This window comes from Massilia antarctica (genome assembly GCF_015689335.1).
GTDB lineage: Bacteria > Pseudomonadota > Gammaproteobacteria > Burkholderiales > Burkholderiaceae_D > Telluria_A > Telluria_A antarctica.
This window is the reverse complement of the sequence record NZ_CP065053.1, coordinates 6,628,198-6,654,618: the sequence shown is the minus strand read 5'-3', so window position 1 is coordinate 6,654,618 and position 26,421 is coordinate 6,628,198. Positions and strand designations below refer to the sequence as shown.

Here is a 26,421-nt window from a genome sequence, read left to right as displayed (position 1 = left end):
CTGGTTCCTTGTATGTCGCAGACGGATCGGCCCGCCTGCATGATGCGGCATTATGGCTTGATTTGCGCGAGCACGTCGTTGATCGCCTTGATCACCGCCTGTGGCTTGTCGGCCTCGATGATGTGGCCGGCGCCCGGTATCACCCGGTGCGTGCTGCGCGTGGAGAGGGCCGCCATCTCCTGATGCATGGCGAAATTTTCTTTCTCGGTCGCCTTGTTCAGCTCGCTTGGAGGTTTGCCTGGGATGGCGTAGGGCGACACGCCGCGCGTCAGCACCATCAGCGGCAGGTCGCCGAACGGCCGGCGCGCCGCGCGCAACTGGGCGTTGCTGGTCTCGAAGGCGTCTTCCTCGGCATTGTGCGCACGCCAGTAGGAAGGTGAGGTGAGCGAGGCGAGGTAAGCGGCGTTCAGGGTGCGGCCGAATTGCGGCTGGAATCCGCCCGTGCAGTTAGCGAACAGTTCGCTGCCGGGAACGAAGCCTTTTTCGGACTGCGTCGCGCAGGTTTTTGTAAATGCCGCCATCATGTCGCTCATCTCCTTGAGCTTGCCCTTCGAGGCGACATTGATGCGGTCCATTTCATCTTCATGCTGGGCTTCCACCAGCACCAATCCCTTGACCTCCTTGGGGTAAGTGTAGGTGAACAACTGTACATTGCCTCCGCCGAAGGAATTGCCGACCATAACGTAAGGCGGCGCGATGCCGGCCTTGCTCAGCGCGGCGTGCAAGTCCTCGACCACGTTGGCCGAGGTGTTGGGGCGTTCAGCCGGGTCGCTGAAACCCATGCCGGCGCGGTCGAAGATGCAGGCGCGCGTTTGCTTGGCGACTTCCGGCTGCACCGCATACCAGATCCACCCCCCCATGCCCGACGGGGAGTCGAAGATGACCGTGTTGGTTCCTGAACCGCTGCAATACAGGTTCAGGCGCCGCCCGCCGATATCGACCATCTGGTTAGGGTGGGAAAAAGCGAGCTGGGTATCCACCGCGGCGGACGCTTGGGCAAAACTGGAAGCGCTGCAAGCTGAGGCGATGGCGATCATGGACATACGCAAGGCGAAACGTGGCATGGCAAACGTCTTTCTGGTTGGACGTGGATGCCGCCGGCTGCGGCTTCCGGAGTTGCATCATAGATCAATTTGTCATGATTGAGGAGGTGCGGGAACCGCTGTTTGTGAAAGCGCGCCATACCGGCGTTGGTGCGCTTGCATATGCGTGCGGCCGTGCCTGGCGGGACAGAGGAATGAACCGATACGTATATGTATGCCGAAGCTGCCGACGATGCCCGGGCTATCCGGCCTTCTTCATGTGCACAGCGGCCATGCGGGGGGCATCGGCGCGTCTGCGCGTGGCTGCATATGCATGCAAACGCAAAGCAGGATGGACGGCAGAACGGACACCGAGATGAATGGACGCCGAGATGAATGGATGCCGAGATGAATGGACGCCGAGATGAATGGACGCCAAAATTGAGGGACGCACGCCTGAATGGATACCACGATGGTTAAACGCCGAGATGAGCGGCCGGATGGGCGCCATCGAGGCACAATGTCGGCCCCGGACCGGCGACGCCAAGCAAGCAATCCGCCTGCCGGCTATCCCCAGCAACCCTTCATCGTGCCGGCACCGGTGCAGCGAATCACCGGACGCGAACACCCGGCGCCCCTGCCGTCTTCGAGCAGCGACAGCGGACGCGGATGCAGGCTCGGACGCGGATCCATCATGCCCGCCCATGCGGGCGGGCATGCCGTTCAATCCGTCTTGTCCTTGTCCTTTTCCTTGCTCCCCTGGCGCGATCCCTTCGCCGCGGCCTCGCCACCGCCGCTGGCGGCAGCGGCGTTGCGGGCCGCCGATTGGCGGCTCTCGCCACCCTTGCGCCCGATATCGGCCATGTGCTCGCGGTTGCGGCTGACTGCTTCGCCGCCTTTTTGCCCGGCCCGGCGCGCTTCTTCGGAATCGAATTCGTGCGCCGTTCCCTTCTGGTGGGCAGCCTGGCCCCCCTTGCTGGCAATTTCGCGTTGCTGATGCTGATCCATGGCGGCGAAGCCGCGCTTGGCGGGACCCTGGCTGTTGCCACTGCCGCTTTTTTGCGCGTTGCCGCCGGATATACTGTTCTTGTTGCCTCCACTTTCTTTACTTGTCGTCATGTCGTTCTCCTTGTTTGCTTCGGTATCGGAACCCCGCTCTCATGCGCCACTGACGCGTTACTGGGCTTGTGGGTTAGAGACGTGCTCACTTCATTAGTTCCGTCACTTGTCACTAGTTTGGTAAACGTGGCGGGCGGCGCGTGCCGTTGTGCGGATCCATCGGCTCGACCGGGGCCGGCGGCGAGGTCAGGTCCTCGTCCAGTTCGTCCTTGCGGGCCGACAGCCGTTCGCCCAAGGTGCCGAGGTCGATGCCCGACTGGCGCGCGGCGTCGAACAACTCGCTTTCTTCCCTGTCGATGTGGTGCGCCATTTCCTCGCCCAGTACCGTCACCATGGCGTCGAAATGGTCGTCGCCGGGATACATCACTTCGAGCTGGCCGATCAGGTCGCGCGCGCCGGCGTGTTCGACCTCGGCCTCGTTGAGCAACTGGTCGTCATCGATCAGTGAGCGCAGCACCGGATAGAAAATCTCTTCCTCGATCATCGAATGGACCGTCAGTTCATAACAAATGTCGTCGACCAGTTCAAACCTGCGTTGCTTATCGTCGTCGCCACGCAAACGGTCAAACGCGCGGAAAAGGCTTTTGACCTTTTCATGGTCGGCTTTCAGCAATGCAAGCGCGTCGATCGCCGCGCCGCTTTTTGGCTTACCGTGGGTAGGCATAGGTGAACTCCGTGTTGGGCTGTTCGCCGGTTCTTACTCCGGCGTGTGGTGGATATCGCGCACTGCGTGGCTTGGGCCAACGTTGCGGGTCAGCGCCATCTGCGCGCCCGACAGCATGGCGTGCGCGGCACGCACGGCATCGTCCTTGAGTTGCCGCGCAAGGTGCCGATTCAGTTCGGTCAGCCTGCGCAGCGCGTCGATGCCCGCGCGGGCCAGCTCGGTGAGAAAATCGACCTGCATGTCGAACTGCGACTGCATCGATGGTCTGGTTGAATAGGATGGCATGGCTGTCCTCGTCGTAAAACATGGGTAGGACGCTGTCGCGGTCGGGCGAACAGACGTCGAATGGGCATGTGATAGACGTGACGGGGCGGGTCAAAGTTCCGCGAACATGATGCGTGCGCGCGTTCGGTCAAGCGGGAAGGGAGGGGGAGGGCCGCCGCGAACGGGCGGCCCGGGTGATACGGGTCAGATCATTGGTGCGGCGCGGGCCTTACTCTTCCGCCACCTTGAGCACGAGCTTGCCGAAATTTTTGCCTTCAAACAGCATCAGCAGCGCTTCGGGGAAATTTTCCAGGCCGTCGACCACGTCTTCGCGGCTTTTGAACGTTCCTTCCTTCATCCACTTGGCCATGGCGGCCACGCCCACGTGGTAGCGGTCGGCGTAGTCGAACACGACGATGCCTTCCATGCGCGCGCGGTTGACCAGCAGCGACAGGTAGTTGGCCGGGCCTTTCACAGGCGTGGTGTTGTTGTACTGCGAGATGGCGCCGCAGATGACGATGCGGGCGCGCAGGTTGATGCGGGTAAGCACGGTATCGAGGATCTCGCCGCCCACATTGTCGAAGAAGACGTCCACGCCGTCCGGGCAATGTTCTTTCAGGCCATCCTTGACCGAGCTGTTCTTGTAGTCGATGCAGGCGTCGAAGCCCAGTTCATTGACCACGAAATCGCATTTTTCCTTGCCGCCGGCAATGCCGACCACGCGGCAGCCGAGTTGCTTGGCGACCTGGCCGACCGTCATGCCGACCGCGCCCGCCGCGCCCGACACCACCACCGTGTCGCCGGCCTTCGGCTGGCCCGATTCGATCAGGCCGAAATAACCGGTCATGCCGGGCATGCCCAGGGTGTTGAGCCAGGTGGTCAGCGGCGCCATGGCCGGGAAAATCTTGTAGAAGTTGCCCGACTTGTCATCGGCCGCGCCGACCCAGTATTGCTGCACGCCGATGCCGCCGGAGACGGTGTCGCCCACGGCGAACTTGTCGGACTTCGATGCCACGATCACGCCCACGCCGCCGGCGCGCATGGTTTCGCCGATGGCGACCGGGCGAATATAGGACTTGCCTTCGTTCATCCAGCCACGCATGGCGGGGTCGAGCGACAGGTACAGGGCCTTGACCACGATTTCGCCATCGCTGATGTCGCGCACGGGCTCGGTGGTCTGCTCCCAGTCGCTGCGTTTCGGCATTCCGACAGGGCGGGCGGCGAGGCGGAATTGCTGGTTCATCAGTGCGGTAGTCGTCATGGCGAATCCTTGTGTGAGGGTGTGATTTGTCTACTATACCGCAATTCTGCACGCCCGTGCTTTTTTGCGATGGGGCGGTTTTCCCTGACGCATGCGACAATACAAGGTTCGCAGTTCCCACGCCATCCACTACAAGACCATGACGCATCCAGAATACATCCTGACCCTGTCCTGCCTCGATCAGCGCGGCATTGTGCATCGTGTTTCGGGCTTCCTCGCCGAGCATGGTTGCAACATCATCGATTCGGCCCAGTTCGGCGATGCCGAATCGAAGCTGTTTTTCATGCGTGTTCACTTCGCGCTGGAAGAAGGCGCGCTCGGCGACGCCGCGCTGCGCGCCGATTTCGCCGCCCTGTGCACGCAGATGGGCATGAACGGCCAGCTGCACGACGCCCACGCCAAGCCGCGCGTGATGCTGATGGTGTCGAAAATCGGGCATTGCCTGAACGATTTGCTGTTCCGCTACAAGAGCGGCCTGCTGCCGGTGGAAATTCCGGCCATCGTATCGAACCACATGGATTTCTACCAGCTGGCGGCCAGCTACAACATTCCTTTCCACCACCTGCCGCTCGCGGCGGGGGCGGACGCGGCGGCCAAACAGGCGCAGGAAGCGAGGGTGCTGGATCTGATGCACACCCACAAGATCGACCTGGTGGTGCTGGCGCGTTACATGCAGATCCTGTCGCCCGGCTTGTGCGAGGCGATGCGGGGCAGGGCGATCAATATCCACCATTCCTTTTTGCCGAGTTTCAAGGGTGCGAAACCGTACGCGCAGGCCCACCACCGCGGCGTGAAGCTGATCGGCGCCACCGCTCATTTCGTCACGGGCGACCTCGACGAAGGTCCGATCATCGAGCAGGATGTCGAACGGGTCGATCACGCGATGGATGCCGACACCCTCAGCGCCATCGGGCGCGATGTGGAGTGCGTGGTGCTGGCGCGCGCGGTGAAATGGTTCGTGGAGCATCGCATTTTGCAAAATGGCGACAAGACTGTCGTCTTCAAATAATTCAGAGAAGTTAAAGGCAGGCGTATCAATGGCACTTAAAGCGACAATTTACAAGGCAGAGCTGCAGATTGCGGACATGGACCGCAATTACTACCAGGAGCATATCCTGACCCTGGCGCGGCATCCTTCCGAGACCGACGAGCGGATGATGATCCGCCTGCTCGCCTTTGCGATCCACGCGAGCGAATCGCTGACCTTCACCAAGGGTTTGTTCGACACCGATGAACCGGATCTGTGGCAGAAGGATCTGACCGGCGCGATCGAACTGTGGATCGAAGTCGGGCAGCCGGACGAAAAGCGCTTGATGAAAGCGTGCGGCCGCAGCGAGAAGGTGGTTGTGTACAGCTACAGCGCGACCAGCCATATCTGGTACAAGCAGATCGCCAACAAGCTCGAACGGGCCAAGAACCTGACCGTGATTAACATCCCGGCCGACGCCAGCGCCCAGCTGGAAGCGCTGGCGCAGCGCAATATGCAGCTGCAATGCACGATCCAGGATGGCCAGATTTACCTGACCGACAGCGTCAACACGGTGCTGATCGAGCGCGAGGATTTCAAGGCGCTGCGTTAAGCGCAGTTGCCGCTGGCGCACGCGCACTCTCCGACTTCCCCGCGTGCGCTGCGTATACCTCAGGCAGCCTCCGTCTTTCCGCGTAGCCGCCGTCTCCCCCGCGCGCCCTCCGTCCCCCCGCGCCCCCTCCGTCTCTCCCCCCCTGCGAAGGCGGGGGAACTCTTTTGCAACTGTTGTTTTGCCGGTGACGTGCGAGTGTGGCATTCCGGATTTCTTGAAGCAACGGAGATCGGCGTGGTCCGGGCACGTCAATCGGCGCGACGTCCAGCCTGGTGCGCATCGCTCGCCCATGGCCTTGGCGCAGGCCGGATCGTTGATATGGACGCTGCCGTCCGAATATGCCTGAACTAGAATCATGAGTAAGCCACAAGCGGAAACTGGCTCCCGAATCTCAGTCGGTGCCGGATTGCCGCGGCCGCCCGCATGTGCGCGCGACCGCCTTCAAGACTGGGCGGGCCGCACGCCGTCGCTGCTTCATGATCGGTTACCACGTCACCAACGGAGGCTGTATGAACGCGCCAGACAATGAGCACCGTATCAAGATTGTCAAACCCCTTGTCTTGAAAAAAAAGGATCTCATCAAGAACACCGAGCAGCTGTTCGAGCGGCTTGAAAATGACGATGCGGCACGCACGGCCTTCATTGAAAATCCAAACGGCGTATTGTCCGGCGAGGTGCTCAAACGTACCTTGCCTGAGCAGAAAATATCGGACGCCAACCGGGTCCTGTTCTCGATGCTGGCCAACGACCGGTTCCGCGAATGGCTGGACGACTACGAAGCACGTCCCCAGGGCCAGCGGGTCACCGATGCCCAGTTCTCGAAAGATTTTGCCGACGCCGTCGTGAAATACGGCGATTCCGATCTGATCCGGGCGCTGTTTCAACAGGCGGCCGACGGCTTCGGCTTGCCGGGGTTTCACGACGTGGCGGAACAATTTGTCATCGGGCCGGAAAAATCCACCTTCACCTCGCCAGCGACGCCGTCGACGTCCGATAAATCGGCCAATTCCAGCCAAAATTTCAACAACAAGTCCACCGGCGTCCAATTCGGTTGGGGCGCGCTGTCCAATCCGGCGCTGCTGCGCGCAATTATCGGTCAGTTGATCGCGCACGCCAAGGAACTGCAAGCGAGCGGCAAGCTTCGCGTCTGAGCCACGCGCGCCGCCGCTTGATTCCCACATCGATGCGGCCGCTTCGTTCAAGGCGGCACATCGGTTCATCGTTGCCATGTCTACCGGAGAAAATCATGACCGCACGCGCAAGTAGTGGAGTTTTTCGAGGGGCGAAGACGCTTTCTCTGATGCCGACGCATACCTGTCCGGCAGCCTGCGCCAATTGCGCGTCGATGAGCGGTCCGGACGTCAGGGAAAATCTCTCGCTAGACACCATACTCTCGGCCATCGGTCAGGCGAAGGCGCTCGGCTTTTACAATGTGGTCTTTACCGGCGGCGAGGCGACCTTGCGATGGAAGGATTTGCTGACCGCAATCAGGCACGCCCATGCGCTCGAGCTTCCGACGCGCCTGGTCACCAATGCCCATTGGGCCACCAGCGCTTACACGGCCGATAAGACCCTGGCCGAATTGCTGGAGGCCGGACTGTGCGAGATCAACTACAGCACCGGCGATGAACACACGCGCTTTATTCCGCTGGAACGGGTTATCCGGGCTTGCCTGGCCGCCGTGCGGCGCAACTTCAAGGTCTGGGTGATGGTGGAATTGCGCGAGCAACGCAAGGTGACCGCGGCCTCGGTGAACGGGCATCCGCTGATCGCCGCGCTATCGGAATCCGAGAAACAACTGATCGAAGTGAGCGAGAGTCCCTGGATGCCGCTCGATCCGTCGACGATCGAAACCTATCCGGCCGGCGCGGCGGCCAACAGGCTGGCCCTGAAGTCGCAGCTCGGTTGCAGCAGCGTCCTGCAGACCTATACGGTTCAAGCGAACGGCGTGGTGGGCTCATGCTGCGGCATAGGGATGCGCAAGATTCCCGAGTTGAACGTGGCACGCGTGGACAACCCTGACTTCCTGAAAAGCGCCATCGAGGAAGCTGAAAGCGATTTCCTGAAACTGTGGATTCATTACAAAGGACCCGAGCAAATCCTGGCCTGGGCGGCGGCGATTAACCCGTCGATTCAGTGGGAAAATATGTACGCCCATCATTGCCAGGCGTGCGCCCGGTTGTATCAGGATGAAACGGTCAGGCAAGTCATCCGCATTCATCACGAAGAAATGATCGAGAACGTGCTTCAAACGGCCTGGCTCGATGAAATGCATGCCCCATCGGAGTCGCTACGCTCGTCCCGTTCAGCGTGACCGGTGGCGTCGACCAAGGCCGCGAGGCCTTGTGTCATCCTCGCTGAAAGGGATCAAGCATTCTTGCGTCGCAGCACCCCAGCCAGTAGCGCCAGTCCCGCCAGCATCAGCCCATACGTGTGCGGTTCCGGAACCGCCGTGGTATACACCGTCAGCAGCAGCGGGTCCTTGAGCCCGACTTGCGCCCGCGAGAAATCGTCATAGTTGCGCGGGTCGGTCGGATCGGTACTGTTCCAGATCGCCGGCGATGCCTGACCGTAGGCATACCCTTCGAACGACACATAGAACGACCCGGTGCGGTCCAGCGCGCCGCTGTCGAAGATGAAATCGCCATTGCCCCGCAGATTGGAAGCCGACCAGCTATGCTGTGCGAGCGTCTCTCCCGTTACCGCATCCTGCGCGCTGCTCATGGCGCCGGCGCTGGTGTCGGCAGCGCCGGGGCGTCCGGTTCCGTCGGGCGAATGCCCCACGTAGATATCGCCGAAAAAGCCGCCGGACAGGGTGTAGCCGGTGACCTTGTAGCCTTCACGCGCGCTCAACTGGAACTGGCCGCCGTAGTCGTTGAAATAGGTAAACTGGTTGGGGAAGCGCAGGTAGTCGACGGCATTGACCAGGGAAAAGGTAGCTGCTCCGTTGACGTCCGACACCAAGGTCTCCGCCCGCTGCGACCAGCCGGTGTCGAACACCAGAGCGCTGGTTTCGATATGAACCCCGTCGGCGCAGGCAAGGCGGGGCGCGAGCAGGGCGGCGAACGTCATGGCGCTGGCAGCGATGTGGCGGACGGACAGGGGCATGATCTTCCTTCATGGTTGGGGTTTACCGATAGTACGTCAGGCAACGCGGAAAGATTGATTTTTTTATAAGCGTTGTTTTGACGCGCAAGCTGGTTCGGGCCTGGGGTACTACTCCCTTTGCCGGGGTGGCCTAGGCCCCAAGGCCAGCGTGCCTGCGATATAATTCGCTCCATGAAAATGAAGTCGACCAAGTGGCGCCTGCAAATCTGGATCGCGTGTTTTGCGATCCTGATGAACGTGCTCGCCCCGTCGATTTCGCATGCGCTCGCCGCCGTCCGCGGCGACGCCGCCAGCGCCGACATCTGCCTCACCAACCCCAGCGCGCGCGCCACCCCCGGCGTCCAGGCCGTCAGCCTGCTCGCCGACCAGCATGCACGCACCGATGCCGGCATGATGGAAGATTGCGGCTACTGCCTTCCGCACGCCGGCAGCTATTCGCTGGTGCCGAACGCGATCACGGGCCTGGCCATCCTCGGCGGCCACGAGCTGCGTCCCTTCCTGTTCTACCGCGCGCCGCAGCCCCTGCTCGCGCTCACTGCCGCGCCGCCGCGCGGTCCGCCCGCGATTTCCTGATAGCTCTTGCGGCGCCTTGCGCGCCGCACCGTTGCGACGTTGCGCGCCTGCCCGGCAGGCCCACGTCACCAGATCCTATTTCAGAGAATGACCATGAAAAAAAATACCTATGCGCTGATCGCGTTGTGCGCGCTCGCCTCGTCCGCCTTCGCCCAGATCAAAGTCGACGCCCCGTGGGCGCGTGCCACCGTGCCGGTCCAGAAAACCAGCGGCGCCTTCATGCAGCTGCAATCGGCCAAGGACGCGCGCCTCGTTGCCGCCAGTTCGCCCATCGCCGGTGCAGTCGAAATGCACAAGATGGAAATGCAGGGCGACCAGATGAAAATGCAGCAGGTCGACAGCATCGCCCTGCCGGCCGGGCAGGCGGTCAATCTCGCCTCCGGCGCCTACCACCTCATGCTGATCGACCTGAAACGCCAGCTCAAGGCGGGCGACAAGGTGCCGCTCACCTTGATTGTCGAACACCCCAACAAGAAACGCGAATCGATCACCGTCGACGTTCCCGTCAAGCCGCTGGACTTTGTCAGCCCACCCGGTGTGCACGCCGCTGCCCACTGAACCTGACACTACAACCTACACGGACATCACCATGAACATTCGCACCCTCTTCGCTTGCGTGGCCCTGGCCGCGCCGCTCGCGCACGCCCATGTGACGCTCGAACAAACCACCGCCAATGCCGGCGCCTACCAAAAGCTGACCTTCCGCGTCGGCCACGGCTGCAAAGGCAGCCCGACCCACACCCTGACCGTGACCCTGCCTGCCGGCGTCGAAGGCGCCAAGCCGATGCCCAAGGCCGGCTGGACCCTGTCCGGCACGGCCAACCAGGTGAGCTGGAAAGGCGGCCCGCTGCAGGACGCCCACTACGACGAATTCGCCATGCAGGTCAAGCTGCCGGCCACCGTGGGCAAGTACTACTTCAAGGTCACGCAACTGTGCGACGAGGGCCGCATGGACTGGGACGCGATTCCCGACGCCAGCGGCGCCAAGCCGGCGTCGCCCGCGCCGGTACTCGAGATTGTCCCCGCCGCCGCCGGCGCACCGCACCACTAAGGGCTCGCCATGAAAACATTATTGACCAGCGTACCGGCGCTGGGGATCCTGCTCGCCTGTACCGCCAACGTGGCGCAAGCCACCCACACGCCCGACAAGGTGCCGGCGGTGACCATCAACGGCGGGCGTCCGAGCTCGCTGCCGACCCAGATTCCGACCACCATCGAGTCTATCAGCGGCGTCCAGGTGGAGAATCGTATCAATGCCACCGACAGCGAGGACGCGCTCAAATACTTCCCCAGCCTGACTGTGCGCAAGCGCTACATCGGCGACTACGACCACGCCGTGCTGGCCAGCCGCGCGTCCGGCACCGGCAACAGCGCGCGTTCGCTGGTGTACGCTGACGGCATCCTTCTCTCCAACCTGCTCGGCAACGGCGCCACCTTCACCCCGCGCTGGGGCATGGTTTCGCCCGAGGAGATCGAGCGTGTCGATGTGCTGTACGGACCGTTTTCTGCGGCCTATCCGGGCAATTCGGCCGGCGCCGTGGTCGACTTCCAGACCCGCATGCCGACCCGCCTGGAGGCGCACGTGAAGCTGTCGGCTTTCAGCCAGCGCTATCGCCAGTACGCCACCGACGAGCGCTTCGGCGGCGGCCAGGGCAGCGCCTCGGTCGGCAACCGCCAGGGCGCGTGGTCGTGGTGGGTCGATGTATCGCGCCTGGACAGCCGTGGCCAGCCGATCGTGTTCGCCAACAAGCTGGTATCGGCGGGTGTGAACAGCGCGGCCGGCCTGCCGGTAACGGGCGCCGTGGCCGACAGGAATTCGGCCAACAAGGACTGGCTGATCATCGGCACGACCGGCCAGTCGCACACGGTGCAGGACCACGCCAAGATCAAGCTGGCCTACGATGTGACGCCGGTACTGCGCGCCAGCTACACCTTGGGCTGGTGGGGCAACGACGCCCACCGCGCCGCCGAGACTTACCTGCGTGACGCAAGCGGCACGCCGGTGTATCGCGGCGACGCGAATGGCTTCATCAACATCGGCGGCAAGCGCTATGAACTCAAGGCCTCGGACCTGGCGCCCGGCATCGGCAAACTCGAACACCTGATGCACGGCTTCTCGCTCAAGCAGCACAGCAAGGGTGTATGGGATTGGGAAATCGCGGCCAGCAAATACGACTACGTCAAAGACCTGGTGCGCACGCCGGTGGTGCCGGTCGCCAGCATCGGCCAGGCGGGCCGCGGCAACGTGACCGACATGGAAGGCAGCGGCTGGACCACCCTGGCGCTCAAGGGCATCTGGCGCCCGACGCCGGCTCACATCGTCGACATGGGCGTGCAGAGCGACAGCGCGGCCCTGCGCACACGCGTGTTTTCCGCCAGCGACTGGATCAGTGCGGGCGATGGCGCCACCATCTCCACCTTCAACGGCAATACGCGCCTGCAAAGCCTGTACGCGCAAGACACCTGGCGCTTCGCGCCTCAGTGGAAAACCACCCTCGGCATGCGCCTGGAGCGCTGGAGCGCGTACGGCGGTGAAGTATCGAACGCCGCATCGGTGGCGCCGCTGCCATTCGGCGAACGCGTTGAGACCAGCTGGTCGCCGAAAGCGGCGCTGGCCTGGCAGGCCACGCACGATTGGACCTTCAAGGGATCGGCCGGACGCGCGGTACGCAACCCGACCGCGGCGGAACTGTTCCAGGGCTCGATCGTCGACCAGCAGATCGTCAACCGCGACCCCAACCTGCGCGCCGAGCGCTCATGGACGGGCGAACTGACCGCCGAGCGGATGTCGGCCGACACCTCGCTGCGCGCCACCCTGTTCCACGAAACCACGCGCGACGCGCTGTATTCGCAGCCGCTGACCGGCCTTGTGAACACGGTGCAGAACGTCGACAAGATCCGCACCAACGGTATGGAAGTGGCATGGCAGGGCGACGACGTGATGGTGCACGGTCTGACCATCAACGGCAGCCTGACCTACGCCGATTCGAGCATCGCGCAAAACCGTGGCTTTGCGGCCAGCGTGGGCAAACGCCAGCCGCGCGTGCCGCAATGGCGCGCCAACCTGCTGACGACTTACCACCTGGGTCGCGACTGGGTGGGCAGCGTGGGGGTGCGCTACAGCGGCAAGCAGTACGGCACCCTGGACAACACCGATCCGAACGGCGCCACCTACATGGGCGTGTCGGACTATCTGGTGGCCGACCTGCGCGTGCGCTACAAGATCAACAAGCAGTGGAGCGCGGCGCTCGGGATCGATAACGTGAACAACGCGCGCTACTGGGCCTTCCACCCGTACACCCAGCGCACGGCGGTGGCGGAACTGCGCTTCGACCTGTGAAAAATCAGCGCTGCGGCGCGTCGCCGAGGCGGCGGGTGTTGCCGGAGCCGGCCACTGACTTGCTCACTTTCGGGTCACCGTAGTATTTCACGTCGCCGGAACCGGCGATCGATGCGTTCAAGCTGTCGCTGGCCCACACGGTGGCCTCGCCGGAGCCGGCCACGCTGATCTTGGCCTCGCGCGCCAAGACCCTGCCGATGTCGACGCCGCCCGAGCCGCCGATGGAGATCGACGCCTTGTTCAGCGATCCGGCGCCGCTGGTCAGGCTGCCGCTGCCGCCGACGGCGATGACGGCGTTGTCCGCTTCCATGCCCTTGACGACGATGGAGCCCGATCCTCCGATATTGATGCGAACCTTGTCGCCGCGCAGGGCATCGGCATCGATGCTGCCCGAGCCGCCAATCGATATGTGATCGAGGTTCCTGGCCTGCACCACGATCTTCATGGTGCGGGTCTGGAGGTTCAGGTTGCGCTTGTTGGGGCGCAGCTGGAGGGTGCCATCCTCGATCACGGTTTCCACCAGCGGCAGCAGGTTGTCGTCGGTTTCAATGCTGACGCTTTCGGTGTCGCCGATGCGCACTTCCACCTTGGCCGGAAGGCCCAGCGCCACCCCGGTAAAGTGCCCCAGCGCGCGCGTCTGGCGTTTGAGGATGGTGCTGCCCTGGACCTTCTCGCCGCCAAACCATTCGCCCGCGGCGTGGCTGGCGGGCAGGGTGCAGGCAATGGCAGCGGCCAGGATCAGGTGGCGCAGGGCGAAACGGGTAGTTGGTGCTCGGGTCATGGCGGCTTCCTCTTGTATGGGTGGTCGGATAGGGTTCCTGACCAGCATACTAGGCAAGGCACCATGCCGCCGCGCGCGGTTTGCGACAAACTGCAGCGCGCGCCGGACAGACTGCGGTTTAGCGCGATGGACTGGCCGGGCGAATCCGGCCGTGCTGTTCCAGCCAGCCGAGCGCGCCTTCCCACAGCGGCTTGCAGTGGGCCTTGAAATAGCCCATGTGGCCAATCGGTCCCAGTCCGGCCTGGCGTGGATCGATATCGGTCGCCTGCCAGCCGGCGTTGCGGTAAGCCGACATGAAGGCGTTGCGCGAGGGCGGGCGCGCCCACAGGTCGTCGAGTGCGTTGCAGGCCATGATCGGGCTGCGCACGCTCTCGTACGATTCTGCGATGTGTTTCATGTCCGGGTCCTGGAAAAAATAGCGCGGAAAGGTGCACCAGCGCTTCCACTGGCGGTACACATCGACCGGCAGATCCTCGCCCATGCCCATCCAGTTCCAGGCAAGGTAACCCTTCACGCGCACGATCAGGGGGCCGAGTACCCTCCACATCAGCAGCACGCGCAGGCGTTCCATCGGCGGCATCCAGCCATGCCAGCCGGCGCCGGTGGCGAAGGTGTACAGGCCGTCGACCTTGTCGTGGTTGGGCAGCAGGCCGAAAGCGTGGCCGCCGTAGGAATGGCCCACCATATATAAGGGCAGTCCGGGTTCGCTCATTGTGTCGACGGCGGCGGCCAGGTCCTGGCGGCCCCAGTCCAGGTAATCCATGCGAAAGCCCTTGAGCGTGGCCGGCTTGGACAGGCCGATGCCGCGGTAATCGAGCGTCATGACGTTGTAGCCGCAGCTGCTGGCGTATTGCGCGAAGCGCCGGTAGAAGCCCTGCGGCACGCCGGTGGCGCCGGCGACCACGAGGTGGCCACGCGTGGGTCCCGCGGCCGGGTAGCGCAGCGCGGCGATCGGGTAGCCGTCGGCGGTGGTCAGGGTCAGGGATTGCGCATCGGCGGGCTTACTCATGATCGGATTCCTTGGGGCGCTGCAGTTTCAGGTAGGTGAGCAGGGCGGCGCTGACGAGCGCCATTGGTTCCGGCGTGCCGGCCACGCGCGCTTGCAGCAAACCGCCTTCGTAGGCGGCCAGCAGCAGGGCCGCGGTGGCGTGGGCGGTGGCCGCTTCGTAGCCGGCGTTGACCAGGCCCGTGGCGATGCGGTCGCGCACCGCCGCGAAACCCCTGGCCAGCGCGGCGCGGATGGCCACGTCGTCGGCGGTGGTCTCCAGGGCGATGGTGGCCAGCGGGCAGCCGCGTTCGTAGTGGCTGCCGTCGAGCCGCCTCTGGGCGCCGTTCACCCAGATCATCAGCGCGGCACCGGGATCGCCGCTGGCGGCCATGCTCGCTTCCATGCTGTCGCACAGGCGCGCAATGGTGACCTCGATGGCGGCCACCGCCAGCTCGGTCTTGCCGCCTGGGAAGTGGTGGTAGAGCACGCCCTTGGGCGCGTCGGCGGCGGCCAGCAGTTCGGTCAGGCCGCTGCCGTGCAGGCCACGGCGTTGCAGGGCATCGATCATGGCGCCGATCAGGCGTTGTTTGGCATCGCTTGTTTTCATGTAATCCATGTTATAGACCGATCGGTCTATAGACAAGAAAAATGTTGCGGAGGTAGAGGATGGGTTCTAAATGGGGCGGCAGGCGGTATCATGTGGTCTTGCAATGCATTTTCACTGGAACAACATGCTGATCATCACCATCAAACAGGGCAAGGAAAAGAGCCTGCTCGCCGGCGAGCCCTGGATTTACGCGTCCGCGATTGAAAAAGTCGACGGCAAGCCGAACGAAAAAATGAAGGCGGGCGGCACGGCGATCGTGCAATCGTCGTCGACCAAATTTCTGGCGCGCGCCGCCTACAATTCCAAATCGCAGATCCGCGCGCGCGTGTGGACCTTCGACGAAGGCGAGCCGGTCGACCATGCGCTGATCAAGCGGCGTGTGAAAGCGGCGCTGGCCAAGAGTGCGGCGGCGGCGAAGAAGGCGCGTCCCGATCAAGTGGTCAAGCTGGTCAACGCCGAGGCGGATCAGTTGCCCGGTTTGCTGGTGGAGCAGTACGGCGGTAAAGAGGGCTATCTGATCTGTGAATTCCAGGCCGCCGGCGTGGATGCGTGGAAGGTGCCGATCGTGCAGACCCTGATCGCGGAGACGGGCTGCCGCAATGTCTACGAGCGCGCCGATGAACTGGTGCGCAAAGGGGAAGGGCTGCCGTTCGTGGAAGGCGCGCTGGCTGGTGACGAGCCGCCGGATGAAGTGCCGGTCACCGAGAACGGCGTCAAGTTTGCGCTGGATTTGAAGACGGGCGAGCGGTACAAGTTTCGCTGATGTGTAGTGTCTCAAACTTGACCTGGCGGCAGCGTTCGGATGAGATAAAGTCTTTTAAGGTCAGCTAAAGACCAGAAGCCGCCGTTCGCCAAAACATAAAGGAATCCGAAGCCGCTGTTTGCCTGGTTCAATGCGTTCGCCTTTTCATGCATGTTAAGATGAAAATTTTCCACGTTTGAAATGCTATGAGCGAAATCCATCCTGACGCTGCCCTGCGGGTATTGCTCGAAGGCAGTCCGGTACTAAGGCTCACCTTGCGGGATCGCGACTATGGCATGCCTTGCCCTACAGATCGTTGGCAAGTCAAAGCGGCAGTTGATGATCTTCTGAAACCAGCGCTCGAGGGCATGGTACTTGACTTGGACGTCGTGGATGCGACCGGTGATGACGTTCTAGTGATCGGTGTCGTTGATCTTAATACCGCCCTTCCGAAGTTACGTGACTTGCTCAAGAGTTTGAGTGTTCCTGCTGGAGCAACCTTGGTGTTGGACGGCGGTGAAGAAAACCTTGTACCGGACTTGCCCACGCGGGATGAATTGGTACGCCAGACGACCGACAGCATGATTCAAATGGTACTAGCGGAATGTATCGAATCTGCGCCATCTGACTGGCAAGCAGGAACGCTAACAATTCAGTGCGATGGCAACTGGCTTGGCTATCAATTGAAAAATGCCAAGTCCAGAAATTCAGCGACGATCAGCGGCCGTCTCAGAGCCATGTGCGAAGAAATAGCCGTGCTCATGTGGAAGAACGGAAATAAATGGCGCGAAGCGGTCCTTCAATACGAAGGCAAGAGCTTCACAGTCAAATTCAGTTATGAGGAACCGCTCCATCCAATCCCACGGTCCCCCACTGCCGCAGCAGTTAAGCCTTGGTGGAAATTATGGTGATGCGATGAACTGGCCGCCGCCAACGATCGACACCGATTGTGGGAATGCGCTGTTGACCAGTAACATGGTTGTGGCGAAGCTGGGCTTTAGCAAGCAACCGAAAGCCTCGTGGACGAAGCTTGGAAATGCTTCCCTATGAAATCGGCAGGAATGCGGAGCAAGAGGTGACGGGCGGCCTCGGGGTGGAAGCTGCCGGTCAGCTGACGGGATGTGCGACCACCACAGTCTGGTAGCGCCGGAGACGATGGTGCCCAGGGCTAGAGGTTGCCCCCCACGCTAGGCTCCCAGCGTCGCCCCGCCATCAATGCGCAAATCATGCATAGTGATATGGCGCGCACTGTCTGACGCCAGATACAGCACTGTATCGGCGATATCGTCGGGCGTCGCGATTCGCTTCAATGGAATTCCCAGCCGGAACGTCTCGAGTGAGCCTCCGATCACCGCCTGCGATCCATCGACGCCATTCCACAACTGACGCTGCATCTCCGTATCGGTCGACCCGGGCGAGACCACATTGCAGCGAATCCCGTACTGCGCCAGTTCCAGTCCCAGGCAGCGCATGAACTGCGTGGACGCCGCTTTCGACGCCGCATAGGCCCCCATCTGCATGCGCGGCACCGTGGAGGCATTCGACGCCACCGTCACGATGGTGCCGCGCTTGCGCTCCACCATGCCTGCCGCCACCGCGCGGCACAGGCGGAATACGCCGCCGGCGTTGACGGCAAACGTCTGCTCCCAATCCGCATCGCTATAGTCCAGAATGGACCCCATGCGCAGGATGCCGGCCACGTTGACCAGCACATCGATCTCACCGAGCTCGCGCCGCACGCGCGCCACCGCCTCGTTCACGGCCACGCTATCGGCCACATCGACCGCGATGCCGATGGCGTTGATGCCGCTGGCGCGCAAGGTCGCCGCCATTTCCTCGACCGCACCGGCTTTGACGTCCAGCACCGCCACCGCCGCGCCTTCGCGCGCCAGCTTGCGTGCCACTGCCGCGCCGATGCCCTGCGCTCCGCCCGCGACCAGTGCGACCTTGCCTTCAAACTGATTTGGTGAAATTGTGTTCATGCTGCGGCTTCTTCCAGTTCATCCATGATGCGGTGGCGTTCGGCGTGGTACGCCTCTTCGGTGTGTTCGTCCTTCCAGTATGGGACCGCGTACATGTCGGCGCGTGCCACGCCGCGTACCGACAGCAAAAAGTCGCGCACGGCCAGCAGTTGGTTGCTTTCGCCGGCCAGGGTGACCGACACGCGGCCCGGCGGCCACGCCATCGCCTTGACCGCATCGAGCAGCAAGGTGCTGGCGCCGGGCCGCGCGCCCCGGCGCGACAGCCAGTGCACCGAAAAGCCGGCAGGGTAGGGCAGCGCCTGCACTTCCGAGTGGTCGGGAACTTCAATCAGCACCGTGCCACGCGCCTTGGAGGGCACGCCGCGCAGCCCAGCGGCGATCGCAGCCAGCGCGCTCGGGTCGCCGATCATCAGGTGGTAGTCGGCCGATGGCACGAAGCGGGGCGGCCCGCCCGGACCTGCCACGCCGACGGCGTCGCCCGGCTGCGCGTGCACGGCCCAGCGCGAGGCGGGGCCGTCGTCGCCGTGCAGTACCAGGTCCACATCGAGCTCGCCCGCCTCGGCGTCGTAACGCGCCACCGTGTAGGTGCGCGCGATGGGGCGGATGTCGGCCGGCGGCCACACCGGACCGTCGGGGCCGAGTGTCGGCAGCACCGGTTCGCGCTGGCCGTCGCGCGCCAGCAGCAGCTTGATGTGGGCGCCGTCGCTACCCTCCGGGAAGCCGGCCAGCGCCTCGCCGGCCAGCGTAATGCGGCGCATCAGCGGAGTCAGTTGCAAGGTGCGGCGCACGTACAGCATCCTTGGCGGTGTGCGTTTGGGAGTGGTCATGATCTACCTTCCGGGTCAATACGTTGGGCCAGCACGCGGCCGATGTGCCCCAGGGGCGCCGGCTGGCTCATGGAGGAATGGGTGCAATCGACGTCGATGCGTTCGAGCTGGCCGTTCACATACGGCGTCCAGACTTTCCAGTCGGGGGCGTCGGGGCCGCGCCGGCTGGCATGGAAGAACAGCACGTCGCCTTCGTAGCGCGGATGGCGCAGCTGGCGGTACAGGTGCATCGACAGCAGAGCGGTGGTGGTGATGCGTTCGAGGTGGGCGTCGTCGGCCGTGGCCAGCGAACTGCCCGGCCGGCGGAACTGGGCCAGCAGCGCCTCGCGCGGGAGCGGCTGGCCGTCGGCGTCGACCGACGACGCGCCGATCACGTCGAGCATGGCGATCAGGGCGTCGCGTTCTTCGGCTTCCGGTTTGCCTTCCCAGATGTCGCTCGGGTAGGAGTCCATCATCGCCAGCAGCGATACCGTTTCGCCGGCCGCTTGCAGGCGCGCGGCCAGGGCATGGGCCAGGCCGCCGCCCGAGGACCAGCCGATCAGGCGGTACGGGCCATGCGGCTGGGCGCCGCGTATCAGACCGAGATAGTCGTCGAGCTGCATGTCGATATCGGCCGGAGGGGTGCCGCTCATGCCGCGCGCCTGCAAGCCGTAGATGGGCGTGTGCGGCAGCCAGGCGGCCAGGCCCAGATAGCACCACGACAGCCCTTCGGCCGGATGCACGCAGAACAGGGCAGGGCCGCTGCCGCGCTGGATGGTCAGCAGCGGTGCGAACTCGCCCCCAGCGGCGGCGGCCGGCGGCGCATGGCCGACGGTGCCGAGCGAATGCGCCAGCGCGGCCACGGTGCGGTGGCGGAACAGGGCCGATACCGCAACCTCGCGCTTCAAGGCCGCGCCGAGGCGGTTGGCGACCTGGATCGCTTGCAGCGATTTGCCGCCGAGGGCAAAGAAATCGTCCATCGGCGTTAGTGCCTCCACCCCGAGCACTTCGCGCCAGACCGACATCACCGACTGTTCAAGCGGGGTGGCGTCAGGTGCAGTTGGTGCGGCATCCAGTTCTCGCGCGCGCAGTGCGGAGCGGTCGATCTTGCCGTTGGCGTTGCGCGGCAGGCGCGCCAGGCTCGCGTAATTGGCCGGCACCGCAGCTGCCGGCAGGCGCTCGGCCAGGAAAGCGCGCAGGGCCGGTGCATTGAGTTTGCCGGCGGTGGCCACGAAAGCGCGCAGGTGCTTGCCGCCGTCTGCCTGCTGCTGGCACACCACGGCCGCTTCGCGCACGCCGGGATACTGAAGCAGCGCGGCTTCGATCTCGGTCGGGTCGATCCGATGGCCGCTGATCTTGACTTCATCGTCCAGCCGGCCCAGATAACGCAGTTGGCCGTCTTCACCCAGCACCACGCGGTCGCCGGTGCGGTAGGCGCGCCGGCCGTCGGGCAAGGTGACGAAACGCTGCGCGGTCAAGGCTTCGCGGTCGAAGTAGCCGCGCGCAAGGCCGGCGCCGATCAGGCACAGTTCTCCTTCTTCGCCGATGCCGACCGGATGTTCGGCGCAGACGGCGATGTCGACACCCGGCAGCGGCCGGCCGATCGGCACGGCCTCGCCGCTCCAGGCGATGGCGTCCGGGCCGGCCAGTTGTGCGGTGGTGCAGATGACGGTGGCCTCGGTCGGACCGTAGGTATTGAGCAGCACCAGATGGCTTGGCGCGGCCGTGCGCCAGCGCGCCACCCTTTCGGCCAGCGCGGCCTCGCCACCGATGATGACCAAACGCAGGCAGTCGGGCAGCGGCGCGCCGTGCTGGCCGACATGGAAGGCGAGTTCGTGCCAGAACGCGGTCGGCAGGTCGAGTACGCTGATACGCAATCGCGCGCAGGCGTCGATGAAGCGCTCCAGCGATTCGAGCATGGCGTCGTCGCGCAGGATCAGGGTCGCGCCGGCGCCCAGGGTCAGGAAAATCTCTTCGACGCTGGCGTCGAAATGCAGCGGGGCGAATTGCAGCACGCGGTCGTTTGCGGTGACCTGGTAGCGCGCTGTGGCGCCGGCGCCGAAGTGGGCCAGGGCGGCGCGCTCGATCATCACGCCGTTGGGCCGGCCGGTGGAACCGGATGTGTAGATGATGTATGCCAGTGCACTGTCGGCGACCGCCAGCGGAGCTACCATCGGTGTGCACGGCATGGCGTCGTCGATGCACAGCAGCGGCATTGATGTTGGCAACAGGAGGGCGTATTTGCGCAGGCTGACGACCAGCGTCGGTTTCACGTCTTCCAGCACGGCGGCTACGCGCAGGGCAGGGCCGTCAGGGTCGAGCGGCACATAGCCGCCACCGGCCCACATGATGGCCAACATGGCGACGATGGTATCGACGCTGCGCGGCAGCAGCAGCACGACCCGGCTTTCTTCGGTAACGCCGGCGTCGCGCAGGCGGCCGGCCATGTTTTGGACGGCTGTTACCAGTTCCGCGTAACTGAGTTCGACGTCGCCGTGTATCAGCGCGGTCTTGTGCGCGTCGTGCGTGAGCAGGGAGGTGAGCACCGATGGGGGAGCGATGGGCAGTACGCCGCCCGACAGCAGGGCCGGCGTGGCGTGCGGCGCTTGTCCGAGGATGGTGGCCAGCGCGGTGTCGGGCTGTTCCAGTAGGGCTGTCAGCGCTGTCAACAGCGACTGGTGCAGTGCGTGCAAGGTGGCTTCGTCGTAGGCATCCGGATTGGCTTCGATGTCGATGCGGCTGTTCGTGCCGGGGGCGATGGTGATCGACAGGTCTTCGACCGGCCCGGCCGACACCGGGTGCGAGACCGCATGCAGCGGGCCGAATGCCGGCGGGCGGTCAAACGGCATCAGGTTGACGACCGCGCCGAACAGGCGGCGCGTGCCGCCGCTCATGCCCAGGTCGTGTTTCAGGTGTTCGTAGCGGTAGCGCTGGTGCGGGCGGATTGCTTTCATCTCGGCGGCGACCGCGCGTGCCAGGTCGGCCAGCGATTGCGACGGCGTCGGCGCGAGGCGCAGCGGGAGGATGTTCATCGCCATGCAGGGAATGGTCAGCGCCACCGAGCCAAGGCGGCCCATGACCGGCAGGCCCAGTGTCAGGTCGCCCGCGCTGCTATGGCGGCGCAGCCAGGCGCCGGTGGCGGCGATCAGCACGGCGGCCCAGTCCACGCCGGCGGCGCTGGCCACCGCCTGGCAGCGCTCGATGGTGCTTGTGGCGATGCCGCCGCGCACACGGCGCACCCCGCGCGCGAAGGTGGCTGGTGGCGCCAGCATCGCCGGCGCACCGGCATCGGCCATGCGCGCCATCCAGAAGTCGCGGTCGCGCGCATAGGCGGGCGAGGCGAGGTAGGCGGCATCTTCCGCCACCACCGGATCGAGCTTGCCTGCGCGCGCGGGCGGGGCATCGGTATTGGCGCTGCGGGCCGAATACAGGGCCGCCACGCGCTGCGCCAGCATGGCGTAGGCAAAGCCGTCGAGGGCGATGTGGTGGACGCGCAGGTACCACAGCGCCTTCTCCGGCGCCAGTTGTAGCAGCGCGCTGGCGAACAGCGGGCCGTGTGCCAGGTCTGCCGGCTGGCGCAGGTCGGCCTGCATCCATAACTGGGCCTCGGCGTCGCTCATGTCGTGGCGGGCGAACGGCCAGTCCTCTTGCGGATCGGGCGTTTGCCACACCGCGTCGCCGTCGCTGGCAAAGCGCATGTGCAGCGAGTCGCATTCACGCATGGCCTGGCGCAGCGCGGCCTCGAAGTGGGCGGCGTCCAGCGGGCCGCTCAGTTCAACCGCTTCCGCCGTCCAGTAGGCGGGGCTGGCGGCATCGAGCTGCTGCCCGAGCCAGATGCCGTATTGCGCGCTCGTGAGCGCCAGCCGTACGCCGCTCACTTGTTCACCCGGCGCGGATCGAGCAGTTCCCACCAGTCGGCCAGGGTCGGGCGCTCGGCCAGTTCGACGAACGTGGTTTCGATGCCGGCGCGGCGCCAGCGTTCGATCAGGCTCATAAGGCGGATCGAATCGAGGCCGGCGAAGAGCAGGTTGTCGTCCGGGAGCAGGTCCGATGCGGGTACCGCCAACAGTTCGGCCACTTCCGCTTGCAGGGCGCTGCGCGTGGCGTGCCAGGTGACTGCCGGCTTGAGCGCGCCGGTCACGGTAGCCGTGCTGGCGACGACGCCGCAACGCTGCGACACATAATCGAGGCCCATCTGGTGCTGTTCGGCCGAGAAGTCGGCCAGCGCGTCGCCCACCAGGAAGGGCTGGATGTCGCTCATGAAGGCGTCGGCGGCCGTCATCAGGCAGCCGATGTGGGCGTACACGCCGCACACGATCAGCTGGTCGCGGCCCTGTTCGCGCATGCGCGCCAGCAGGTCGCTGCGCACGAATGCGCTGTAGCGCCATTTGGTCAGCACGGTGTCGTGCGCGCGCGGCGCCAGGCTTGCCACCACCGGGGCGCGCTCGGGCTTCGCGGTCAGGCCGGGGCCCCACCAGTCCGTGAGCAGGCCGCGGTCCTGGGCCGACTGTTCGGCCGGCTGCGCGGTGTAGACAACGGGGACGCCGGCGACATCGGCTGCATCGCGCAGCTGCCTGATGTGGGCGATCAGCTCCGGAATCGGCGCGGCGGTGGTGTCGTAGAAGTCGAGGAAGTATTCCTGCATGTCGTGAATCAGCAGCACGGCGCGCTTCGGTTCAGGCATCCAGCTGACGCGGTTGTCCGGCATGGCCGTGGGCATGGGGTAGGAAGCGATTTTTGGAATGGTCATGGTGCTTTCCGATCTTGTGATTGAGTACCGATCAACTGGGCGATCTGTTCGCGCAGCTGGCGTTTGTTAGTTTTGCCGACGCCGGTGGTGGGGAAGCGTTCGACGAATTCGATGCGGTCGGGGATCTTGTACTGGGCCACGCCGCGCTCGCGCAGGAAGCGCGTCAGTTCAATCGCCCGCACCGGCGTGCCGCGCGTGACGATGAAGGCGCAACTGCGCTCGCCCAGGTAGGCGTCCGGCATCGACACCAGTGCGGCGTCGTGCACGGCGGGGTGGGCCAGCAGGTGGTTTTCGACTTCTTCTGCCGCGACCTTGTCGCCACCACGGTTGATCTGGTCCTTGGCGCGGCCTTCGACGACCAGGTGGCCGGACGGCAGGCGCATCACCAGGTCGCCGGTGCGGTAGAAACCGTCGCTGGTGAAGGCGCGCGCGTTGTGTTCTTCGGCGTTGTAGTAGCCGCGGATGGTGTACGGCCCGCGCGTGAGCAGGTGGCCGATCTCGCCATCCGGCAGGTCGCGGTCTTCATCGTCGACGATGCGCACTTCGTCGGCTGGCGAGATCGGGCGGCCCTGCGTGTTGGCGGTCAGTTCGGGCGTGTCAGTCGGACGGGTGTAGTTGACCAGGCCTTCGGCCATGCCGAATACCTGTTGCAGGGCACAGCCGAGCGCCGGCTTGACCCGGCACGCCGCTTCCGCGGATAGGCGTGCGCCGCCCACTTGCAGCAGCTTCAGGCTACCGAGCTTGTGGCGGGTGGCAGCGGCGGCGTCGAGCCACACCATGGCCAGCGGCGGCACCAGCGCGGTGATGGTCACGCCTTCGGCTTCGATTAGAGGGAAGGCGTCGTCGGGCGTGGGCCGGCGTGCCAGCACCACGCAGCCGCCCGCATGGAACACGCCGAAGGTGCCCGGAGAACTCATTGGGAAATTGTGCGCGACCGGCAGTGCGCATAAATAGACGCTGGCGCGGTCAAGTTCGCAGATGTCGGCGCTGGCGCGCACGCTGTACAGATAGTCGTCGTGAGTGCGCGGGATCAGCTTGGGCAGGCCGGTGGTGCCGCCGGAGAGCTGCAGGAATGCCACGTCGCCCGGCTGCGGGCCGGCGAGCAGCATCGGGTCATCATAGAGCGAGTCGAAAGCGATGAATTCGGCGGCGTCCCCGAGCACGACTACGCGCGGGACGGCAGGGACTTCGCGTGCCAGGGTGCGGTAGTCGAAGCCTGCGTCGCTGTCGGCGATGATGTAGGCGGCAGCCTCGGTGAATGCGCACAGGTGGCCGATTTCGTGGCGGCGGTGCGCGGGCAGGGCGAATACGGGCAGCGCGCCGATGCGGAACAGGGCGAAGCAGGCGACGAAGAACTCGGCCACGTTGGGCAGTTGCACGACCACGCGGTCGCGCGGGACGATGCCGAGGCGGATCAGGCCAGCGGCGAAGCGGTCGGCGCGCAGGTCAAGTTCGGCGTAGCTCCAGCGACGTGCGCCGCAGACCAGGGCGATGCTGTCGGGATGTTGTGTTGCGCGATCGCGCAGGAGAGAACCGAAGGTTTCACCGGTCCAGTAGCCGGCTTCGCGATAGCGCGCCGCAAAGTCGTCGGGCCACGGGGTGAAACCGGGCAGATAGTCACTGGTCATGCCGCTTCCTCCAGCACCGCTTCGAGGCCCATCGCGCGCAGCATGGTGCGCAGCTTGCCGGACGTTTCGAGGAATTCGAGTTCGGGGTCCGATCCGGCGACGATGCCGGCGCCGGCGTACAGTGTGGCGCTGTGGGCGCCGACTTCGGCGCAGCGCAGGGTGACGGCCCATTCGCCGTCGCCGTTGGCGTCCATCCAGCCCACCAGGCCGGCGAAGAAACCACGGTCGAAACCTTCGACCTCGTTGATGAAGCTGCGCGCTAGTGCGGCGGGGTGGCCGCAGACGGCTGGCGTTGGGTGCAGTGCCATCGCCAAGGCGAGCGAACTCATACCGGGCTCGTTCAGTTGCGCCGTCACTTCGCTGCCCAGGTGCCACATGGTCGGCGTGGCGATCAGCGATGGCACGGCCGGCACGGCCACCGAGTGGCAGTAAGGACGCAGCGAGTCGGCCACCATGTCGGCCACCAGTGCGTGTTCGTGCAAGTCTTTTTCGGATTGCAGCAGGTCTTGCGCGCGGCGCTGGTCTTCATGCGCATCAAAGCTGCGCGGGATCGAGCCTGCCAGCGGATGGCAGCGCACGCGTGCGCCGTGACGCGAGAGCAGCAGCTCGGGACTGGCGCCGATCAGGGTGCGGCGGCCGTCCGCGTCCGGTGCGAGGTCGATGGCGAAGGTGTAGCCGTGGGCGTTGCGCGCGCCCAGACGCGCCAGCAGGCCGGCCACGTCGATCTCGGTTTCCAGGGTCAGTGAGCGGGACAACACCACCTTGTCAAGCTGGCCGGTGCGGATGCGTTCGACCGCCCGGGCCACGGCGCGCTGGTACCGGTCTTGCGGGGGAATGGACTCGATGGTGCGCGGGAAGCGGGCACGCGGCGGCGGTGCCTGCGGGTTTGCGGCGGGCAGACTGGCCGGGCCGGTCGCCATCATCACGTGCTCGGGAATGAACAGATGCGCCGGCGCGTCGGCGAGGAAGGGCACGGCCCCTATCATCACCGGCAAGGCTTCACCGTCGCGGCGCGCGGTGCGCAGGAGCGACGCGGCGGCGCCGGCCAGTGCGGCCCCTGACTGCGGCGCCAGGATGCTGCGCTTGCCGCTTGCCAGCAAGGTGTGGCCGGGCGACGAAAACAGGGTGGCGCCAGCTTCGTAGTGCGCGCACAGGTCGGCCGCGCTGGAACGGCTCAGATAGTGGCCGTGCAGTCTGTCATTCATA

26 protein-coding genes are annotated in these 26,421 nt (G+C 64.7%); 10 read left to right on the top strand and 16 right to left on the bottom strand.

Translation table 11 applies throughout. From position 1 onward, the window contains the following. Window positions 1–50 precede the first annotated feature (50 nt). The 6 genes from IV454_RS29165 to IV454_RS29145 form a co-directional block, all read right to left on the bottom strand. A complete protein-coding gene (locus IV454_RS29165) occupies window positions 51–1,064 on the bottom strand; it encodes an alpha/beta fold hydrolase (protein WP_206089138.1) in 1,014 nt (337 codons plus the stop codon). A gap of 525 nt (window positions 1,065–1,589) precedes the next feature. After that, window positions 1,590–1,718, bottom strand: coding sequence for a hypothetical protein (locus IV454_RS33435; protein WP_282961386.1), 129 nt, complete (start codon window positions 1,716–1,718; stop codon window positions 1,590–1,592). Window positions 1,719–1,745: 27 nt separating this feature from the next. Beyond that, on the bottom strand, window positions 1,746–2,141 hold the full coding sequence (locus IV454_RS29160; protein WP_206089137.1) for a KGG domain-containing protein: 396 nt from the start codon (window positions 2,139–2,141) through the stop codon (window positions 1,746–1,748). 112 nt (window positions 2,142–2,253) lie between these two features. Further along, a complete protein-coding gene (locus IV454_RS29155; RefSeq protein WP_206089136.1) occupies window positions 2,254–2,805 on the bottom strand; it encodes a hemerythrin domain-containing protein in 552 nt (183 codons plus the stop codon). Window positions 2,806–2,838: 33 nt separating this feature from the next. After that, window positions 2,839–3,090 carry a hypothetical protein gene (locus tag IV454_RS29150; protein ID WP_206089135.1) on the bottom strand — a complete coding sequence of 84 codons (252 nt, stop codon included), beginning with the start codon at window positions 3,088–3,090 and terminating at the stop codon, window positions 2,839–2,841. A gap of 208 nt (window positions 3,091–3,298) precedes the next feature. Continuing rightward, window positions 3,299–4,330, bottom strand: a complete 1,032-nt coding sequence (locus tag IV454_RS29145; protein WP_206089134.1) for an NADP-dependent oxidoreductase — start codon at window positions 4,328–4,330, stop codon at window positions 3,299–3,301. Window positions 4,331–4,469: 139 nt separating this feature from the next. On the opposite strand from IV454_RS29145, the gene purU reads away from it, so the two are divergent. The 4 genes from purU (at window position 4,470) to IV454_RS29125 (ending at window position 8,224) form a co-directional block, all read left to right on the top strand. Beyond that, window positions 4,470–5,339, top strand: coding sequence for a formyltetrahydrofolate deformylase (gene purU, locus IV454_RS29140; protein WP_206089133.1), 870 nt, complete (start codon window positions 4,470–4,472; stop codon window positions 5,337–5,339). A 28-nt stretch (window positions 5,340–5,367) separates the two neighbouring features. Further along, window positions 5,368–5,910: a YaeQ family protein gene (locus tag IV454_RS29135; protein WP_054263351.1), complete on the top strand. Its 543-nt coding sequence runs from the start codon at window positions 5,368–5,370 to the stop codon at window positions 5,908–5,910. Between the two features lie 509 nt (window positions 5,911–6,419). Beyond that, on the top strand, window positions 6,420–7,061 hold the full coding sequence (locus IV454_RS29130; protein WP_206089132.1) for a hypothetical protein: 642 nt from the start codon (window positions 6,420–6,422) through the stop codon (window positions 7,059–7,061). A 95-nt stretch (window positions 7,062–7,156) separates the two neighbouring features. Then, window positions 7,157–8,224: a radical SAM protein gene (locus IV454_RS29125; protein ID WP_206089131.1), complete on the top strand. Its 1,068-nt coding sequence runs from the start codon at window positions 7,157–7,159 to the stop codon at window positions 8,222–8,224. Window positions 8,225–8,277: 53 nt separating this feature from the next. On the opposite strand, the gene IV454_RS29120 is transcribed toward IV454_RS29125, so the two are convergent. Then, window positions 8,278–9,018 (bottom strand): PEP-CTERM sorting domain-containing protein, encoded by a 741-nt coding sequence (locus IV454_RS29120; RefSeq protein WP_206089130.1) that lies wholly within the window; start codon window positions 9,016–9,018, stop codon window positions 8,278–8,280. A gap of 171 nt (window positions 9,019–9,189) precedes the next feature. On the opposite strand from IV454_RS29120, the gene IV454_RS29115 reads away from it, so the two are divergent. The 4 genes from IV454_RS29115 to IV454_RS29100 all read left to right on the top strand — a co-directional run bounded on the left by IV454_RS29115 (window position 9,190) and on the right by IV454_RS29100 (window position 12,931). Next, the gene (locus IV454_RS29115) at window positions 9,190–9,591 is read left to right on the top strand and encodes a DUF2946 domain-containing protein (protein ID WP_206089129.1); all 402 of its coding nucleotides are present in this window, start codon (window positions 9,190–9,192) and stop codon (window positions 9,589–9,591) included. Window positions 9,592–9,684: 93 nt separating this feature from the next. Next, window positions 9,685–10,149: a copper chaperone PCu(A)C gene (locus IV454_RS29110; protein WP_206089128.1), complete on the top strand. Its 465-nt coding sequence runs from the start codon at window positions 9,685–9,687 to the stop codon at window positions 10,147–10,149. A gap of 31 nt (window positions 10,150–10,180) precedes the next feature. After that, window positions 10,181–10,642 (top strand): YcnI family copper-binding membrane protein, encoded by a 462-nt coding sequence (locus tag IV454_RS29105; protein ID WP_206089127.1) that lies wholly within the window; start codon window positions 10,181–10,183, stop codon window positions 10,640–10,642. A 9-nt stretch (window positions 10,643–10,651) separates the two neighbouring features. Further along, complete coding sequence (locus tag IV454_RS29100) at window positions 10,652–12,931, top strand: TonB-dependent receptor (RefSeq protein WP_206089126.1); 2,280 nt, start codon at window positions 10,652–10,654, stop codon at window positions 12,929–12,931. A gap of 4 nt (window positions 12,932–12,935) precedes the next feature. Here the strand turns inward: IV454_RS29100 and IV454_RS29095 are convergent, their stop codons facing one another. The 3 genes from IV454_RS29095 to IV454_RS29085 all read right to left on the bottom strand — a co-directional run bounded on the left by IV454_RS29095 (window position 12,936) and on the right by IV454_RS29085 (window position 15,307). After that, window positions 12,936–13,712, bottom strand: a complete 777-nt coding sequence (locus IV454_RS29095; RefSeq protein ID WP_206089125.1) for a head GIN domain-containing protein — start codon at window positions 13,710–13,712, stop codon at window positions 12,936–12,938. A gap of 118 nt (window positions 13,713–13,830) precedes the next feature. Then, window positions 13,831–14,721 carry an alpha/beta hydrolase family protein gene (locus IV454_RS29090; RefSeq protein WP_206089124.1) on the bottom strand — a complete coding sequence of 297 codons (891 nt, stop codon included), beginning with the start codon at window positions 14,719–14,721 and terminating at the stop codon, window positions 13,831–13,833. Continuing rightward, a complete protein-coding gene (locus IV454_RS29085; protein ID WP_206089123.1) occupies window positions 14,714–15,307 on the bottom strand; it encodes a TetR/AcrR family transcriptional regulator in 594 nt (197 codons plus the stop codon). The genes IV454_RS29090 and IV454_RS29085 overlap by 8 nt, the downstream gene beginning before the upstream one ends. Window positions 15,308–15,431: 124 nt before the next feature. Between IV454_RS29085 and IV454_RS29080 the strand changes: the two genes are divergently transcribed. Continuing rightward, on the top strand, window positions 15,432–16,070 hold the full coding sequence (locus IV454_RS29080; protein WP_054263341.1) for a class I SAM-dependent rRNA methyltransferase: 639 nt from the start codon (window positions 15,432–15,434) through the stop codon (window positions 16,068–16,070). A gap of 185 nt (window positions 16,071–16,255) precedes the next feature. Then, complete coding sequence (locus IV454_RS29075) at window positions 16,256–16,960, top strand: hypothetical protein (protein WP_206089122.1); 705 nt, start codon at window positions 16,256–16,258, stop codon at window positions 16,958–16,960. Between the two features lie 276 nt (window positions 16,961–17,236). Here IV454_RS29075 and IV454_RS29070 read toward each other — a convergent pair whose 3' ends face one another. The 6 genes from IV454_RS29070 to IV454_RS29045 are packed head-to-tail and all read right to left on the bottom strand — an operon-like array spanning window position 17,237 to window position 26,420. Then, the gene (locus tag IV454_RS29070; RefSeq protein ID WP_206089121.1) at window positions 17,237–18,031 is read right to left on the bottom strand and encodes a 2,3-dihydro-2,3-dihydroxybenzoate dehydrogenase; all 795 of its coding nucleotides are present in this window, start codon (window positions 18,029–18,031) and stop codon (window positions 17,237–17,239) included. Further along, window positions 18,028–18,858 carry a siderophore-interacting protein gene (locus tag IV454_RS29065; RefSeq protein ID WP_206089120.1) on the bottom strand — a complete coding sequence of 277 codons (831 nt, stop codon included), beginning with the start codon at window positions 18,856–18,858 and terminating at the stop codon, window positions 18,028–18,030. Before IV454_RS29065 ends, IV454_RS29070 begins: the two co-directional genes overlap by 4 nt. Further along, the gene (locus IV454_RS29060) at window positions 18,855–22,715 is read right to left on the bottom strand and encodes a non-ribosomal peptide synthetase (RefSeq protein ID WP_206089119.1); all 3,861 of its coding nucleotides are present in this window, start codon (window positions 22,713–22,715) and stop codon (window positions 18,855–18,857) included. Before IV454_RS29060 ends, IV454_RS29065 begins: the two co-directional genes overlap by 4 nt. Then, entirely contained in the window at window positions 22,712–23,587 is an 876-nt protein-coding gene (locus IV454_RS29055) for an isochorismatase (protein ID WP_206089118.1), read from the bottom strand. Before IV454_RS29055 ends, IV454_RS29060 begins: the two co-directional genes overlap by 4 nt. Then, window positions 23,584–25,215, bottom strand: coding sequence for a (2,3-dihydroxybenzoyl)adenylate synthase (locus IV454_RS29050; RefSeq protein WP_206089117.1), 1,632 nt, complete (start codon window positions 25,213–25,215; stop codon window positions 23,584–23,586). Before IV454_RS29050 ends, IV454_RS29055 begins: the two co-directional genes overlap by 4 nt. Beyond that, window positions 25,212–26,420: an isochorismate synthase gene (locus IV454_RS29045; RefSeq protein WP_206089115.1), complete on the bottom strand. Its 1,209-nt coding sequence runs from the start codon at window positions 26,418–26,420 to the stop codon at window positions 25,212–25,214. The genes IV454_RS29050 and IV454_RS29045 overlap by 4 nt, the downstream gene beginning before the upstream one ends. Window position 26,421: the final 1 nt, after the last annotated feature.